Annotated in this window: 17 protein-coding genes; 6 read left to right on the top strand and 11 right to left on the bottom strand. The window is 68.9% G+C overall.

Annotated elements, in window-relative coordinates; all coding sequences use genetic code 11:
• The first annotated feature begins 98 nt into the window (after positions 1–98).
• A complete protein-coding gene (locus JWP28_RS08220) occupies positions 99–1,184 on the top strand; it encodes a hypothetical protein (protein WP_299541934.1) in 1,086 nt (361 codons plus the stop codon).
• Here the strand turns inward: JWP28_RS08220 and JWP28_RS08215 are convergent.
• The 3 genes from JWP28_RS08215 to JWP28_RS08205 form a co-directional block, all read right to left on the bottom strand.
• Positions 1,181–1,900: a sensor histidine kinase gene (locus JWP28_RS08215; RefSeq protein ID WP_299541932.1), complete on the bottom strand. Its 720-nt coding sequence runs from the start codon at positions 1,898–1,900 to the stop codon at positions 1,181–1,183. The two genes, JWP28_RS08220 and JWP28_RS08215, sit on opposite strands and share 4 nt — an antisense overlap.
• Positions 1,901–2,148: 248 nt before the next feature.
• A complete protein-coding gene (locus tag JWP28_RS08210; protein WP_299541935.1) occupies positions 2,149–3,435 on the bottom strand; it encodes a trypsin-like peptidase domain-containing protein in 1,287 nt (428 codons plus the stop codon).
• A gap of 104 nt (positions 3,436–3,539) precedes the next feature.
• Positions 3,540–3,881, bottom strand: coding sequence for a VOC family protein (locus tag JWP28_RS08205; protein ID WP_299541930.1), 342 nt, complete (start codon positions 3,879–3,881; stop codon positions 3,540–3,542).
• Between the two features lie 143 nt (positions 3,882–4,024).
• On the opposite strand from JWP28_RS08205, the gene JWP28_RS08200 reads away from it, so the two are divergent.
• Positions 4,025–4,450, top strand: coding sequence for an OsmC family protein (locus tag JWP28_RS08200; protein WP_299541928.1), 426 nt, complete (start codon positions 4,025–4,027; stop codon positions 4,448–4,450).
• Here the strand turns inward: JWP28_RS08200 and JWP28_RS08195 are convergent.
• The 4 genes from JWP28_RS08195 to JWP28_RS08180 are packed head-to-tail and all read right to left on the bottom strand — an operon-like array spanning position 4,447 to position 7,073.
• Positions 4,447–5,109, bottom strand: a complete 663-nt coding sequence (locus JWP28_RS08195; protein WP_299541926.1) for a methyltransferase — start codon at positions 5,107–5,109, stop codon at positions 4,447–4,449. The two genes, JWP28_RS08200 and JWP28_RS08195, sit on opposite strands and share 4 nt — an antisense overlap.
• A gap of 50 nt (positions 5,110–5,159) precedes the next feature.
• Entirely contained in the window at positions 5,160–6,437 is a 1,278-nt protein-coding gene (locus JWP28_RS08190) for a hypothetical protein (protein WP_299541924.1), read from the bottom strand.
• 7 nt (positions 6,438–6,444) lie between these two features.
• The gene (locus JWP28_RS08185) at positions 6,445–6,645 is read right to left on the bottom strand and encodes a hypothetical protein (RefSeq protein ID WP_299541922.1); all 201 of its coding nucleotides are present in this window, start codon (positions 6,643–6,645) and stop codon (positions 6,445–6,447) included.
• Complete coding sequence (locus tag JWP28_RS08180; RefSeq protein WP_299541920.1) at positions 6,642–7,073, bottom strand: response regulator; 432 nt, start codon at positions 7,071–7,073, stop codon at positions 6,642–6,644. The genes JWP28_RS08185 and JWP28_RS08180 overlap by 4 nt, the downstream gene beginning before the upstream one ends.
• A gap of 270 nt (positions 7,074–7,343) precedes the next feature.
• On the opposite strand from JWP28_RS08180, the gene JWP28_RS08175 reads away from it, so the two are divergent.
• Entirely contained in the window at positions 7,344–7,844 is a 501-nt protein-coding gene (locus tag JWP28_RS08175) for a GFA family protein (RefSeq protein WP_299541918.1), read from the top strand.
• 115 nt (positions 7,845–7,959) lie between these two features.
• Here JWP28_RS08175 and JWP28_RS08170 read toward each other — a convergent pair whose 3' ends face one another.
• The gene (locus JWP28_RS08170) at positions 7,960–8,301 is read right to left on the bottom strand and encodes a hypothetical protein (protein ID WP_299541916.1); all 342 of its coding nucleotides are present in this window, start codon (positions 8,299–8,301) and stop codon (positions 7,960–7,962) included.
• Between the two features lie 221 nt (positions 8,302–8,522).
• Here JWP28_RS08170 and JWP28_RS08165 point away from each other — a divergent pair, with 221 nt between their 5' ends.
• Complete coding sequence (locus JWP28_RS08165; RefSeq protein ID WP_299541914.1) at positions 8,523–10,175, top strand: hypothetical protein; 1,653 nt, start codon at positions 8,523–8,525, stop codon at positions 10,173–10,175.
• Between the two features lie 78 nt (positions 10,176–10,253).
• Positions 10,254–11,279, top strand: coding sequence for an NAD-dependent epimerase/dehydratase family protein (locus tag JWP28_RS08160; protein ID WP_299541912.1), 1,026 nt, complete (start codon positions 10,254–10,256; stop codon positions 11,277–11,279).
• A gap of 1 nt (position 11,280) precedes the next feature.
• Here the strand turns inward: JWP28_RS08160 and JWP28_RS08155 are convergent, their stop codons facing one another.
• Positions 11,281–11,778, bottom strand: a complete 498-nt coding sequence (locus tag JWP28_RS08155) for a GFA family protein (protein ID WP_299541910.1) — start codon at positions 11,776–11,778, stop codon at positions 11,281–11,283.
• Between the two features lie 295 nt (positions 11,779–12,073).
• On the opposite strand from JWP28_RS08155, the gene JWP28_RS08150 reads away from it, so the two are divergent.
• Positions 12,074–12,721 (top strand): PEPxxWA-CTERM sorting domain-containing protein, encoded by a 648-nt coding sequence (locus JWP28_RS08150; protein ID WP_299541908.1) that lies wholly within the window; start codon positions 12,074–12,076, stop codon positions 12,719–12,721.
• On the opposite strand, the gene JWP28_RS08145 is transcribed toward JWP28_RS08150, so the two are convergent.
• Both JWP28_RS08145 and JWP28_RS08140 read right to left on the bottom strand, forming a co-directional pair.
• Positions 12,718–13,662 (bottom strand): fatty acid desaturase family protein, encoded by a 945-nt coding sequence (locus JWP28_RS08145; protein ID WP_299541906.1) that lies wholly within the window; start codon positions 13,660–13,662, stop codon positions 12,718–12,720. The two genes, JWP28_RS08150 and JWP28_RS08145, sit on opposite strands and share 4 nt — an antisense overlap.
• A 67-nt stretch (positions 13,663–13,729) precedes the next feature.
• On the bottom strand, positions 13,730–14,602 hold an 873-nt coding region (locus JWP28_RS08140; RefSeq protein ID WP_299541904.1), incomplete at its 5' end, for a UbiA family prenyltransferase.

Below are 14,602 nucleotides of genomic sequence, written 5' to 3'. Positions count from 1 at the left end.
GCGATGCTCGGAAGCATTGCGGCAGGAGCGGGGCGCCCGTAAGTTACCGGCATTCACCCGCGCCTCGCCGCGGTCGCATTTCATCCGGAGCCAGTCCTGTGCATCGCGCCCTTATCCTCGCCCTCGGAACCGCGCTTTGCGCAGCCCCAATCGCACTCGCCGGCCCGGCGGCCCAAGGCAAGGCGGCGGCCGCCAAGGCTGGCGCCTACACGGCGCCGCGCAACGCGTTCGGCCAGCCCGACCTGACCGGCTTCTGGTCCAACGCCACCCTGACGCCTGAGCAGCGACCCGCGGCCCTGGGCGACCGCGCGGTCTACACACCGCAGGAAGTGGCCAAGCTGGAAGGCGCCGTGGTCAAGGAGGTCGAGGAAGGCAACAAGCCGACGGACCCGAAATCCGGCGCCGAAGGCGGCAAGGTTGATCCCAGCAGCCTGCGTCCCGAGTTCGCGGCTGCGGGCGGCGACGTCGGCGGCTACAACCGCGGCTGGCTCGATCCGGGCTCGGCGGTGATGCGCGTGCGCGGTGAGCCGCGCACCGGGTTCCTGACCACCGCCAACGGTCAGCCCCCGCCGCGCAAGGGCGGCGGCGGCGCTGGCGGCTACCCGCGCGGCATGGGCTCCTTCGACAATCCGGAAAACCGTTCGCTGGGCGAGCGCTGCATCATGGGCTTCGGCCGCAACGCCGGTCCGCCGATGTTGCCCAATGGCTTCTATAACAACAACTACCAGTTCGTTCAGACCAAGGACGCCTTCGTCATCGAGGTGGAGATGGTCCACGACACGCGGGTCGTGCGGCTGAACTCGCCGCACCGGACGGACGGCGAACGGCCGTGGATGGGCGATAGCATCGGCCACTGGGATGGCGACACCCTGGTCGTCGAGACCACCAACATCCCCGAGCGCCAGGCGTATCGCGGCTCGTGGAAGAACCTGAAGGTCACCGAGAAATTCACCCGCGTGGGCAAGAACCACGTGCTCTACCAGTACACGCTCGACGACCCGACCATGTGGGACAAGCCCTGGGGCGGCGAGTACGAGTTCGCGCCGCTGCAGGGCGTGATCTATGAATACGCCTGCCACGAGGGCAACTATGCGCTGCCCGGCATGCTGGCTGGCGCGCGGAACCAGGAAAAGGACGCCGCGGCGGGCAAGTCGGCTTCGGCGGGGCCGGGCGCCTCGCGCTAATCTTCGTCCAGGTCCGCCCGGCGCGGCGCGAATGAGCGCGTCGGCGCCGGCAGGGCGGGCGACAGCGGCAGGGTGATGGTGAAGCGGGCGCCGTGGTCGTCGCGCGCCTCCAGGGATCCGCGCAGCTGGCGAACCACTGCCTTTAGGATGGTCATGCCTAGGCCCGACGCGCGCTCGGCGCTGAAGTCGCGGCCCAGTCCCGCGCCCTCGTCGGACACGGTGAGGCGCAGCGCGGCGCCTTCGCGATGGCATTCCACGTGCAGGCTTCCGGGCTCGCCCTTGCGGTAGGCGTGCTTGGCGGCGTTCATCGCCAGTTCGTTGATGGCGATGGCGAGCTGCTGGGCGTCCGCGCCGGGGACCGTGACGGAGTCGGCGTCGACCGAGCAGGAGAGGCCGGCGCTGCGGCCGATCAGGCCGCACAGCTCGGTGAGGAAGGGTTCGAGGTCGACGCCCGCGTCATGCGGATGGGCGCTCAGGAAGCGGTGCAGCTGCGCCACCGCCGACAGCCTGGCGGCGGCCTCGGCCAGCGCCGCTCGGGCCTGCGGATCCTGCAGCCGCGCCTGTTCGAAGAGCAGGAAATCGGCTGCCAGCTGCAGGCTGTTGGCCAGCCGGTGCTCGAGCTCCCGGCGCTCGTCCGGGGTCGGCTGGGCGCTGGAGCGAGACTCGCCGGGCGCTGGCGCCTGGTCGACCGGGGTCCATCCTGCTGGGCTATGCATGCCAGCCTCCTCGATTTGCGCGCCCCCGCCGACCGAGATGCCCATAACACCACCAGAAGGTGTAGGACTCACCAACAAGCATAGCCGTAGGGTTGCGGCGTCCTGCCGCACCCTTCAGATCGGGTCGTCGATGGATTTCGCGAACGGCGTGAGCAGCTTTGGGCCGGCGCGGGTCTTCTGCCGGCGGTCCTCCCAGCCAGGTTTCGCGGTGAGAACGCCGCGATGCCTGGACGCTTCGATGTCTTCTGTCAGCGCTTTCGCGCCGACGCCGACGGCGCGCCAGCCGCCTGCAGCCGGGCCGCAGCCGGTGGCGGGGTCAGGCCCAGCACCCGCAGGGCGTCGCCGATCGGGATGAAGAAGTTGAGGTTGAGATTGCCGCTGTCGGACCCGATGCCCCAATCGGTGAGGCCGATCACCTGGCCTTTCTCGTCGAGCAGCGGCCCGCCCGAGTTGCCGTGCGTCACCGCCACGTCGCTCTGGATGAAGGGCTGCCCATCCTGCACCCGGTTCGCCGAGACGATCCCCTTGGTCATGGTGTTCTGCAGCGCCTCGCCCAGCGGCGAGCCGATGGCATAGACGGTTTCGCCCTGGTTCACTCCGCTTGTCCGCAGCGCCAGCGGGAGCCGTCCCTTTGTGTCCGCTCTGACGAGGGCGACATCCCGTCGCCGATCGACTCGCAGGACCTCCCCAAGACTCTCCGTCCCGTCCGACCACTTCAGCTTCACGTATTTCGAGCTGCCCACCACATGCTGGTTCGTGAGCAGCAAGCCGTCATCCGAGATCAGGAAGCCGCTTCCCGATCCATCACCGGCGAAGACGACTGCTACGGACTTCGGCGCTTCGCCGACAGAGTGCAGTGTCTTTGAGGCGGCCACCGCCATCGCGCGTGGCGAAGAATTGGATGTTGTCGGGCCCGCGGGCGCGCTAACGGCCCGCCGGAACTCATCTGAGGCAATCAGACGGCGAACGTTGTCGCGAAAGGCCTCATTGATCAGCCGATCAGGTTCACCGTCCAGGCCGGCCTTCGGAGATGCGAAGCCGCCTGAGGTGTCTATTGTCGCGACTACACTTCGTTCAAGCGGAGAATAGATTTCCCAATGGGCTGTCATGGTCACGACGCCGTGCCACCTAGAGCTGCGCAGCACGAGCTCGCAGTACTGGCATAACTGTCCCGCCATTTCTCCGATTTTCACGCCTATTAGGAGATCGGCTCCAGAGTCCTGGGAAAACAGATTTTCAGACGAACTCGATGTCTTCCCCCCAGCCTTTCCCACTTCCTCTTCGAATATTGCCGCCACGGCCGAGGTCTTCACCTCCTGCTGGCCGCTGCCCCAACTGACGAGCCGACCGCCGCGATCGCTGTCCAGATCTCGAACTAGCGCCCATGGCTCTGGCTTCAGCTGCACGACGACGCGTGCAAGCCGAACTGGGCGAACAGCACTTCCGACCGGGAGCGGCCGCATCTCCGCCGGCGGCGGTGCCAGAAGCGCCTCAAGCGTCTTGCGATCTGCGGCTTGCGTCGCAGTCGCCACCACGGCCAAGCCGACCGCGAGCCAAGCCCAACTCCGCATCGATCCCCCCATGCAGCTCAACCCAGCAGGGTCGCCGAAAACCAACAGCCTAGGATTGCATCCGGGTCTTACCCTTCGCTGAACACCCCCAGCTCGTTCCCGCTCGGGTCGCGGAAGTGGAACCGCCGGCCGCCGGGGAAGCTGAAGATGGGGCGGGTGATGGTTCCGCCGGCGGCGCGGACCTTGGCTTCCATGGCTTCCAGGTCGTGAGCGAAGAGGATGACCAAGGGCGTCTTCACCTGCTCGGCGGCGTCGGCGTTGAAGCCGCCGTCGAGGCCGTCGCTCATCGCGGCGTAGGCGGGGCCGTAGTCGGTGAAGGTCCAGCCGAAGGCCTCGCGGTAGAAGGCCTTGGTGGCCGGCAGGTCGCCGGCCGGGAACTCCACATAGTCGATCTTGCCGTCCTCGCGCATGGCCGTGCCTCCCGCAGTTGTTCCCAATTTGTTCCAACATAAAGCGCCGTTCCGCCCAAGTCCAGCGATGCGGTCCAGGGGCGGGCTGGCGCGGCAGGGCCATCGTCCCCAGCTAGGCGGCAGGGCAAACAGGGAGATGCGAGATGATCCGCAAGGCGAACGCGGTGTGGCGCGGTACGGGGCGCGACGGGACCGGCGACCTGACCACGGCCTCAGGGGTGCTGTCGGCGACACCCTACAGCTACAAGACCCGCTTCGAGAGCGCGCCGGGGACCAATCCCGAGGAGCTGATCGCCGCGGCCCACGCCGGCTGCTTCACCATGGCGCTGGCGTTCGGCCTGCAGCAGGCGGGCTTCACGCCTGACGAGCTGCGCACGGAGGCGGCGGTCTCGCTCGACCCGGACGGCGCGGGCTTCAAGATCAGCCGCTCGGCGCTCACCCTGCGGGCCAAGGTCCCCGGCCTCGACGCGGCCAAGTTCCAGGAGCTGGCGAAGGGCGCAGAGCAGAATTGCCCCGTCTCCAAGGTGCTGAACGCCAAGATCACGCTGGATGCGCAGCTGGAAAGCTAAGCCAGCGTCCACACAGCCGTCTTCTTGACGGCCATGTCCTCCAGCTCGCGGGTGGTGGGGACCTGGTATTCGGCGAGCTTTACGAGGCCCGAGCGCGGGAAGTAGCTGCGGCCCGGATCGCCGATCAGCACGGTCGCGCCGACGTCCCGCGCGGCGCCGAGCCAGGCCATGACCCGCTCGGCCAGCGGCCTCTCGTAGCAGATGTCGCCGGCCAGGATGACGTCGGCCCAGGCGGGGGCCGGCGCGTCGAGCAGGTCGTCGCCGGTGAAGCGGCAGGCGACGCCGTTGGCCTGAGCGTTCTCGGCCAGCGCCGCCTCGCAATAGGGGTCGATGTCGGCGCACAGCGCCTCGCTTGCGCCCGCCAGCATGGCCGCGATGCCGACGATGCCGGAGCCGGACGCGAAGTCGACGACGCGTCGGCCGGCGACCGCCTCCGGCGTGTCGATCAGGTAGCGGGCCAGCGCCTGGCCGCCCGCCCAGGCGAAGGCCCAGAACGGCGGCGGCAGGCCGATCTCCTCCAGCGCCTCCTCGGTCAGCTTCCAGATCGGGGTGATCTCGTCGGCGAGGTGCAGCGCGATCTCCGGCGTATGCGGCGGCCGCTGCAGGCGGGTGTTGGCGCGGATGAATGCGCGGCGGCCTTGCGGGGTAGCGGGGATCATCCGGCTTCGTCGGCGGGCGCGGCGGCCGGGTCAAGCCGGCCGAGGACGGCTCAAGCCGCGCCGCGGGCCTTGGGTTTCCTTTTGCCTGCGAACAGGTCGGCCGGTTGCAGCCGCACCATGGTCTTGGGCGCAGCCACCTCCTCGGAAAGCGGCGGCCCGCCGAGGTGGGTGAACCCGGCCGCCCAGGCCGCCAGCATCAGGCTGCTGGTGGGCAGGCCATAACCCACACAGGCCGTAGAGGCCTCGGCGGCTTTCCGGGCGAAGGTCTCCAGCCGGAATTGGGCGCCGCGGTCGGTCGCATCCAGGTGCCGGCAGTCCAGCGTCACGCCGCTCAAACCGCATCCGCGCCAGACGCTGACGTCCACCGTCTCCGAAGGCGCGCGCGCGAGGACCGCGCGGCAGTAGGGGGCCAGCATGCCGACCAGTTCGGTCATCCGGCTTTGAGGCAGGCCACCTGCCAGCTCGGTGATTTCCAGGATCAGGAAGCGCTTCACCCGCTTGTCGAGGTCGCGGAGCGCATGCAGCAGGCGATAGCGGGAGGTGCTGTAAGTGATCGCGTTCAACGGCAGCGGCGCGTGCAGCGCCACCTGGACGCCAAGGTCGCCGATCAGTTCGGCGGCGTAGGCGAGCCCGCTGATCGCCACTTCGCCTGCCAGGGTCGGCGGCAGCTCGCCGCACTCGGCCGTGCGCGGCGGCTGGTCTCCCTCGGTGAGCCACATGGCGGGACGCAGCAGGAACGAGGCGACGACGCGCGCGCCGACGTTCCAGGTCGCCTCCGGCATCATCTCCAGATCGAGCTCGATGTCGGGCGGGGACGTCAGCCGCTTCCTGCGCGTCGCGGCCCAGAACAGGTCGTCCGAAATCGGCCCCAGCGAATCGGCGCCGGCGGCCGCAGACGCCCGCTGCGGCGCGGCGTCCTCCCCGGCCACGGCCTGGCCGGCGTCCACCGACTGCACGGCCATCTGGCCATCGACGAAGGATGTCACCTGGAAGAGCCGCAGGTCCTCACGAGCCGCCGCACCCAGGAAGAACGCCAGGGTTTCCGTCAGAACGCTGGCGCTCAGGCCGAGCGCCGCGGAGCGGGTGACGCTCGGTTGGACGGTCACGAACTCCGCGTCGTTGAGGGGCACCATGATGTCGCCGGGCTGCGAGACCCGGGCGAAGGCGCGCTCGATGAACGTCGCCACCTGCTCGCGCCGACGCGGCCATCGATCCCCGGACCCCTCGCGGATGGCCTCGACGCTGATCACATTGACGCAACCGGAGGCGATGGCCGGCCCGACCTTTTCCAGGACATCACGCAGCCCCGACGAGGTGATCCGGTCCATGGGCGGCTCAGGGTTCGTAGACCGGCGCGTTCAGCTCGGCGACCAGGGAGCCGCCCTCGGCGGCCAGCCGGACGATATTCTCCAGCTCACGGCGGATGAGCGCTTCAGACGACTGGTCCATGGCCAGTTCCGCGGCGCACATGATCTTGGCGAAGACATTGTTCAGCGCGTGGCTCGTCACCGCCGTGCGCCCGCCGCGGCCGCTCACGCCGCGCTCGCGTGCGCTCGCACAAGCCCTGCGGCAAGGCTGAGCAGCTCCGCGGGCCCGAAGGGCTTTGCCAGCACCTCGTCGGCGCCCACGTGCCGTGCGAGCTGCAGAAAATCGGCCGGCCCGACCCGATAGCCGCCCGAGATGGCGATCACCTTCACCGATGGCTTGGCCTTCTTGAGGGCCATGATCGTCTCGACGCCCTCGCGGTTGGGCATGATGATGTCGGTGACGACAAGGTCCGTCGGATTGGCCGTGAAGCGCGTCAGACCCGCCTGCCCATCCGGCGCAGCCAGCACCTCGTAGCCGGCCGACAGGAAGGCCGTCGCCATCTGCCGCAACAGCTCGATGTCGTCATCTATCAGTAGAACTCGACACCCTCTCAAACCGCCCTCCGATCGGGCGTGCCCGACTCGCCCGGAACGCACTCAACCAGTAGGAGCATAAAAAATAGATAAGATCGCAACGATAACAACGATATCGGAAACGTAGGCTTCCCTACCCAAACCGGTGGTTGCGCTGGCGGTCCAATGGCGCGCAGGCTCTTGGACGCAGCCGTTCCCGCCCCAAACGCGGCGTGGGCGCGCCAACCCCCGCAACGCCCGCGCTGGCGGAAAATCGATCGTCGGGCGATGGTTGGCCAGCGCCGGACCGTCGCGGCCGCGCCGAAGCGTCCCCCATCGAGGTCGAGGTTCGAGATGAGAAAGCCCGCGGGCCCGAAGGCCGGCAAGGCCTCTGCTGTCCAGGCGGCCGGCGGCTGCGCCTGCGGCGCGGTGCGGCTGGAGATCGACGTCCCGGCGCGCTGGGCCTGGCACGATCATTCCGCCGCCAGCCGGCGCGCCCAGGGCTGCGCCTACGCCACCTACGTCGGCAGCTACCGCAGCCGCTTCCGGGTCCTGGCGGGCGAGGAGAGCATCACCCGTTTCGAGGACCAGGAGGCGGGGATAGCCCGCAGCTTCTGCTCCCGTTGCGGCACGCCCCTGCTCTACGAGCGCGCCCGCTCGCCGACCATGGTCAACATCCCGCGCGCGGTCTTCGCCGAGCGCACTGGCCGCGAGCCCCGCTACCACATGAACCTCGGCGAGCAGGCGGACTGGACCTACATGGGCGAGCCCCTGGCGCCGCTGAAGGGCTATCCGGGCGTCATGTGGGAGCGGCCGCGCAGGAAGAAGCCCAGTCCGCTCGATCCGATGTTCTAGGGCTTGGCGCCTCGACCTTCGGCGCGGCGGTGAACGGCGGGATGCCGACGGCGGGAGCGGGCCCGAACGCTCAGCCATGACCCCGCCGCGTCGAAGCGGCGGGGCCGGTCGCTAATCAGTAGGACCGATCGCGGCGGCCATGGTCGCGGTCACGACCCCAGTCGCGGCGTTGATCGCGGTCGCGCAATGCGGGCGTCGTGTAGCTGTACGCATTGTCATAGCCGTAGGCAGTATAGCCGTAGGCGCCGCCGTAATCGTAGGCGGGGTAGGCGCTATTGTAGGCGTAGCCGTAGGACCGGCGGTCGCGGTGGTCGTCGCGCGACCACCGCGATTCCACCTGCCGGCCGTCACGTCCCTGGTGATCACGGCCGTGGCCGTAGTCCTGGGCCATGGCGGCGGCGGGAGCCAACAGGCTGGCGGCGGTCGCAGCCGCCAAGAGCATCGCTTTCATCGACATGATCTGTCTCCTGAGTGCGACGCGGTTCCGGGGGACGGAGGCGCGTCGGATCAGTCGCGACCCTGGGCTCCGCTCCCTGAACGCAGCGGGCACGGGTCGTTGTCCCCGGTTCACGCGCCGTGCGGGCGCGGCGAGCCAGATGCAGTTGTCAAACCGCCGGCGCGCGGCATAGCTTCCCGGCTTCGGTTTTTGGGGGTGTCGCGGTGTTTCGGAAAGTCCTGTTGGCGGGCGCGGCCCTGTCGTTGATCGCGGGCCCGGCCTTGGCCGCGGAACCCTCCACGCCGCCGGCCGCGGCCTCCAAGAAGCCCGAGGCCGGCGCCACCGCCGAGCCGAACCGCGGCGTGCTGTTCACGCCGGAGAGCGTCGGCAGTGAGGGCTCGGTCTCGGTCGAGGGCCAGAAGATCGACTACCACGCGGTGGCGGGGACCATCGTGGTGCACCCGAAGGGCTGGGACGACGCGGCCCACCGCGAACGCAGCGGCCCGGACGAGAAGGACCTGGGCGACAAGGCCAATCCGCAGGCCGAGGCCTCGATGTTCTACGTGGCCTATTTCAAGAAGGGCGTCCCGTCCGGCGACCGGCCGGTGACCTTCGTCTTCAACGGCGGTCCCGGATCCTCGACCATGTGGCTGCATATGGGAGCTTTCGGACCCCGGCGCGTGGTCACCGCCGACAACGGCGAGCACACCCCGGCTGCGCCCTACCAGCTGATCAACAACGCCTACAGCCTGATGGACGCCAGCGACCTGGTGTTCATCGACGCGCCGGGCGCGGGCTTCTCGCGCATCGCCGGCAAGGACAAGGAAAAGGCCTTCTGGGGCGTCGACCAGGACGCCTACGCCTTCTCGCAGTTCATCACCGCCTTCCTGTCGCAATACGGCCGCTGGAACTCGCCCAAGTACCTGTTCGGGGAAAGCTACGGCACGCCGCGCGCGGCGGTGCTGATCAACGACCTGGAGACCGGCCAGAGCGTCGACTTCAACGGCGTGATCCTGCTCTCGCAGATCCTCAACTTCGCGCTCAGCGTCGACGGCGCGGAGAACAATCCCGGCAGCGACCAGGCCTATATCACCGCGCTTCCCACCTATGCGGCGACCGCCTGGTTCCGCAACCTCGTGCCCAACAAGCCCGCGGACCTGGAGACCTACCTGAAGGAGGTCGAGCAGTTCGCGACCACCGACTACGCCACGGCCTTGCAGGCCGGCTCGGAGCTGACGCCGGCGCGCCGGCGCGAAATCGCCGAGCGCTACGCACGCTACACCGGCCTGCCGGCAGCCTATGTGCTGAAGGCCGACCTGCGCATCACCGGCGGCGAGTTCGAGAAGACCCTGCAGGACAAGGACGGCCTGACCACCGGGCGCCTCGACACCCGCTTCTCGGGACCCGACATGGACCCGCTCAGCAAGGAGGCCGACTACGATCCGCAGTCCGCGGCGCTGAGCTCGGCCTACGTCTCCGGGTTCAACGACTACGCCCGGCGCACCCTGGGCTACGGCGAGGGAAAAATCTTCAAGCCGAGCATCGACGTCTTCCGCTCCTGGGACAACGCCCACGAGCCGCCGGGCGCGCGCTACACCCCGCGCGCCATGCTGAACGTGATGCCCGACCTGGCCTCGGCCATGAAGTACAACCCGAGCCTCAAGGTGATGCTGCTGGGCGGCTACTACGACCTGGCGACGCCGTTCTACCAGGGCTGGTACGAGATGCACCACCTGCCGATGCCCGACGCGCTGCAGGCCAACATCTCCTACCGCTACTACCAGTCCGGCCACATGGTCTATGCGCACGAGGCCTCGCTCAAGGCGCTGCACGACGACGTGGCGGCGTTCATCGGCAAGACCAACAACCTGGGGTCTCGCTCCGCCGGGCGCTGAGCCGACGCCTTCGATTACGCCGTTCCCTAATGCTGCGATCCCGCCTATCTTAGCAGTGTCAACATAAGGGGCGGAACGATGAGCGGCGGCGAAACAGTGCTGGTGACCGGCGGGTCCGGCTATATCGGCGGGTGGTGCGTGGCGGGCCTGCTGCAGCAGGGCTACGTGGTGCGCACGACGGTGCGCGACCTGGCCAAGGAGGCCGCAGTCCGGGCGTCGCTCGGCAAGCTGGTCAATCCCGGCAACCGGCTGAGCTTCCACGCGGCGAACCTCACCGCCGACGACGGCTGGGACGCGGCGGCCGAGGGTTGCGACTATGTCCTGCACGTCGCCTCGCCGCTGGGCGTGGCCGACCCCAAGGATGCCAACGAGCTGATTGTCCCGGCCCGCGAGGGCGCCAAGCGAGCGGTGGGCGCGGCGATCAAGGCCGGCGTCAAGCGGGTGGTGCTGACCTCCTCGGTGGCGGCGACCAGCAAGGGCTCGGCCGGCGGCGACTGGACCAGCGACGAGAGCGTCTGGACCGACGTCAAGGCCGGGAAGGTGGGCGCCTATGCCCAGTCCAAGACGCTCGCCGAACGCGCGGCCTGGGACCTGGTCAGCGCCTCGGGCGGCAAGATGACGCTGGCCACGGTCAACCCGGCCCTGGTGCTGGGGCCGGTGACCAGCGGCGACTTCTCGGAATCGATCCAGGTGGTGGAGCGGCTGCTCTCCGGGCGCGTGCCGGGCCTGCCGAGGCTGGGCTTCAACATCGTCGACGTGCGCGACGTGGCCGACCTGCACATCCGGGCGATGACCGATCCCAAGGCGGCCGGCGAGCGGTTCATCGCGGCGGCCCATTTCGCCTGGATGGGCGATCTCGCGGCCCTGCTGCGCCAGCGGCTGGGCGAGGGCGCGGCCAAGGTCCCGACCCGCAAGGTCCCCGACTTCGTAATCCGGCTGGCGGGCCTGTTCGACAAGGACCTGGGCTCGGTGACCCCCAACCTCGGCCACAGGCACGACTATTCCTCGGCCAAAGCCCAGAGCGTGCTCGGCTGGAAGCCGCGGCCGCTGGAGGAGACGGTGCTCGACTGCGCCCGAAGCCTGATCGCGACGGGGGCGGTGTAGGCTAATCGACCCAGAGGCCGCGGGCCTTGTGCCAGTCCTCGAGGGAGTCCGTCGGATAGAGGTCGAAGGTCGCGTCGTCCGGGCCGATGTCGGGCGCGACCCAGCTCGGCTTGTACCGCAGCATCAGATGCACGCGCGACGGTGGGACGGGAAGGTCGCTGTCGATAGCCGAAGCGAAGGGATGCACCAGCTCCGGCCACTCCGGCGAGAACAGCCATAGCGCCGTGGCGCAGGCGCTGCAGAAGCTGCGCTCGCCGGTGGAGACCGCGCAGCTGCCGTCGTCGTCGCGGATCTCGGCGCGAAAGACCCGGATGACCTTGTTCGGGTCTTCGACTTTCAGGGTGCGCGCGTCGGCCCCGAGGTTGATGGTGAAGCCCCCGCCGCCGGCGGTCTTGCGGCAGATCGAGCAATAGCAGAGCTGGTACGGCTGGGGCGTATGGCTGTCGCAGGTGAAATGCACGGCGCCGCAGCGGCAGGAGCCTTCGAGGGTCAGGGGCATCGGATGGCGTCGCAGGTTCCGGAGCGCGGAGACGGCTCCGGAACCTGGAACGGCTGTCGCCCCGGAAGGCTTCCTCGCGGCGGTCAGGCGATGGCGCGCGCGAGATGGGACGGCCGTGACGCCAATCATTTGGCGGCGCGCGGAGCCTTCACTCGCCCCATGAGTTGCCCGCCGATTCGCTCTGTTTCGGTTACGTAACTTACATATGTAAATCACGAAATCACGCCACGCGTGAAACTTTGGAACCGCGGTTGAACGGCTGAGTTGGATGGAAATCGAAACTGGGGAAGCACCGATGAGCCTACGCCCGCGCCTAGCCGCCTGTTCGGCGGCGATCTTTATGCTGGCGTCCGCCGGCGCCCACGCGACCGTCTTCTTCTCCGGGCCGTCCTCGATGGCCCCGATGGCCACCGACCAGAGCTTCGATGTCAGCTTCAATGCCGGCAGCGGCGGCCTGGCCGGCCTGTCGTTCGTTCTCGACGGCACCAGGAGCCTCGACGGCCTGAGCTTCTACGAGGACGACTTCACGCTCAGCCTGAACAACGTCGCGATCCTGTCCGGGACCTTCAACCTGGGCGGCGGCGGCAGCGACGCGGTGTTCTTCGCCCCGGTCGGCGCCACCATCGACGACGTGACCGGCATCGGCACGGCTATCACCTGGACCGGCGGTCATGTGAACATCGCGACGCCGCTGACCCTCGCGGCGGGCGTGAACACGCTCACCTTCGGCTACACGAGCCGCACCAGCAGCGACGGCTATTACGGCTTCCAGGCCCTCGGCGACGAAGGCTGGGCCACCCATGACGTGCTGGTCACGAGCGACGGGACCAATCTTGCCGGCGACATCCCCGAGCCGGCGAGCTGGGCGCTGATGCTGCTGGGCTTCGGCGGTCTGGGCGCCATGCTGCGCCGCAGCCGCCTCGAAGGCCTCGCCGCCGTTTAGGCGCGTTTCGCGGTCGCGACCTTCAGCATGCTGAGATAGCCCGGCGCGGTCAGCATGTCGTCCATCACGCCCTTGGCTTTCAGAAGGCGGTGAGCGCGGGGCAGGTGGTAGCAGGGCACATGCATGAACATGTGATGCTCGCAGTGGTAGTTGACGTAGTAGGGCGCGATGAGCGCCCGCTCGAGCCAGTTGGCCTTGGTGGTGCGCGCATGGCGTAGCGGGTCCGGCTCGTCCTTGGCCACGCAGGCGTGCTCGGCGATGTTGCGCAGGCGGGTGACCATCGGCAGCCAGGTCGCCTGCGGGACCAGCCACAGCACCGGCCACACCCACCACAGGCCGAAGGGCGCGGTGACGGCGACGGTGACGACCATGCCGATAAGGAAGCGCCGGCGGGCGACCACGGCCTCCGTCAGGATCGGCGCCAGGCGCTCGTTGGGCCTGCGGTCGGCGATCCGCTTCACCAGGCCCGACCAGCGAAGCTTGTAGTAGGTCTGGCCGGTCAGATCGCGGACGATCTTGCGGCGCAGGGAGATGCGGGTGATCGGGAACGGCGCGGAAAGCACCAGGTCCGGGTCCTCCGCCTGCTGGGCGTACTTGTGGTGTGTCAGGTGATAGTTCCGGTAGCCGATCAGGCCGCCGGTGGTCAGGTGGTCGCCCACCCAGTCGTTGACCTTCAGGTCCGGGTGCAGGGCCGCGTGCGCCGCGTCGTGCATCAGGATCGCCAGGCCCAGCTGCCGCGCGCCGATGATGGCGATAGCGAGCGGGATGGTGATCGGCATCAGCCACCAGGGCGAGAGAACCGCCATGGCCATGGCCAGGCCGATCACGATCCAGGCGTGCGCCAGGAGCGCCAGGCCCTTCCACGGCGACCGGCGCGACAGGGGCGCCCATTCCTCGGGCGCGAAATAGGTTTTCGGATCAACGCGGGTAGCGACGGACATGAGCGGATTGTAGCGCCGAAAGCGTCACGAAAACAGGATGACGGCGGGGAATGCGCGTTTCGCCATCCTACCCGCTCGGCAGGCCCGCGAGCCGCGTGCCGACGACGATCGCCAGGAACAGGATCAGGCCGGCCCAGCTGTTGGACTTGAAGAGGCGAAGCGCCCTGGCCGGGTCGTCGGTGCGGACCCGCCGGGCCTGAGAGAACAGCTGGATCCCATAGGGGATCAGCAGCAGGTAGAAGGCTGGACCAAGGCCCGCCGCGGCGCCGGTGGCCAGCAGCAGGGCGAGGCTGGCGAGGTAGAAGGCCAGGACCGCCAGCGGGGCCTGGCCGCCCAGCCGGCGGGCCGACGACTTCACGCCGGCCAGCGCGTCGTCCTCCAGGTCCTGGATGGCATAGATGGTGTCGTAGCCCAGCGTCCAGAACACGCCCGACGCATAGAGCAGGACAGCCGGCCACTGCAGGGCGCTGTCGGCCGCCGCCCGCATCAGGAACCGCAGGTCGCCGGTGCTAAGCACGAAGGGCGCGATCTGCCGCCAGAACCCCGGACCCGCGCCGATGGCCGCCGAGAAGCCCAGCAGCGCCCCCCAGTTGAAGGTCAGGCCGAGCCAGGCCTGCGGCCACCAGGTGATCCGCTTCATAAACGGATAGGCCGCCACCAGCGCCAGCGAGCCCACGCCCAACGCCACCGCCGTCGGCGGCAGGGTGACGAGGATGGCGAGCGAGGCCAGGCAGCAGGCGATCACGAAGCCCCAGGCCTGCCCGACGCTGATCTGGCCGGCGGGAATCGGCCGCATCGCCGTGCGCGCGACCCTGGCGTCGATGTCGCGGTCGACGATGTCGTTGTAGGCGCAGCCCGCCGCCCGCATCAGCGCGGCGCCGACGAAGATCTCCGCCAGTAGCCGCAGGTCGGGCCAGCGCCCCTGCATGGCGCAGGCCAG

This window comes from Phenylobacterium sp., assembly GCF_028290885.1.
GTDB lineage: Bacteria > Pseudomonadota > Alphaproteobacteria > Caulobacterales > Caulobacteraceae > Phenylobacterium.
The sequence above is the reverse complement of the archived record's forward strand: the minus strand, read 5'-3'. Positions and strand labels throughout refer to the sequence as shown.

Coding starts and splice junctions, on each gene's coding strand:
- JWP28_RS08155 (WP_299541910.1), bottom strand. CDS start 11,778: ATGCCCCTGACCCTCGAAGGCTCCTGCCGCTGCGGCGCCGTGCATTTC.
- JWP28_RS08160 (WP_299541912.1), top strand. CDS start 10,254: ATGAGCGGCGGCGAAACAGTGCTGGTGACCGGCGGGTCCGGCTATATC.
- JWP28_RS08205 (WP_299541930.1), bottom strand. CDS start 3,881: ATGCGCGAGGACGGCAAGATCGACTATGTGGAGTTCCCGGCCGGCGAC.
- JWP28_RS08145 (WP_299541906.1), bottom strand. CDS start 13,662: ATGTCCGTCGCTACCCGCGTTGATCCGAAAACCTATTTCGCGCCCGAG.
- JWP28_RS08200 (WP_299541928.1), top strand. CDS start 4,025: ATGATCCGCAAGGCGAACGCGGTGTGGCGCGGTACGGGGCGCGACGGG.
- JWP28_RS08170 (WP_299541916.1), bottom strand. CDS start 8,301: ATGTCGATGAAAGCGATGCTCTTGGCGGCTGCGACCGCCGCCAGCCTG.
- JWP28_RS08195 (WP_299541926.1), bottom strand. CDS start 5,109: ATGATCCCCGCTACCCCGCAAGGCCGCCGCGCATTCATCCGCGCCAAC.
- JWP28_RS08175 (WP_299541918.1), top strand. CDS start 7,344: ATGAGAAAGCCCGCGGGCCCGAAGGCCGGCAAGGCCTCTGCTGTCCAG.
- JWP28_RS08150 (WP_299541908.1), top strand. CDS start 12,074: ATGAGCCTACGCCCGCGCCTAGCCGCCTGTTCGGCGGCGATCTTTATG.
- JWP28_RS08215 (WP_299541932.1), bottom strand. CDS start 1,900: ATGCATAGCCCAGCAGGATGGACCCCGGTCGACCAGGCGCCAGCGCCC.
- JWP28_RS08190 (WP_299541924.1), bottom strand. CDS start 6,437: ATGGACCGGATCACCTCGTCGGGGCTGCGTGATGTCCTGGAAAAGGTC.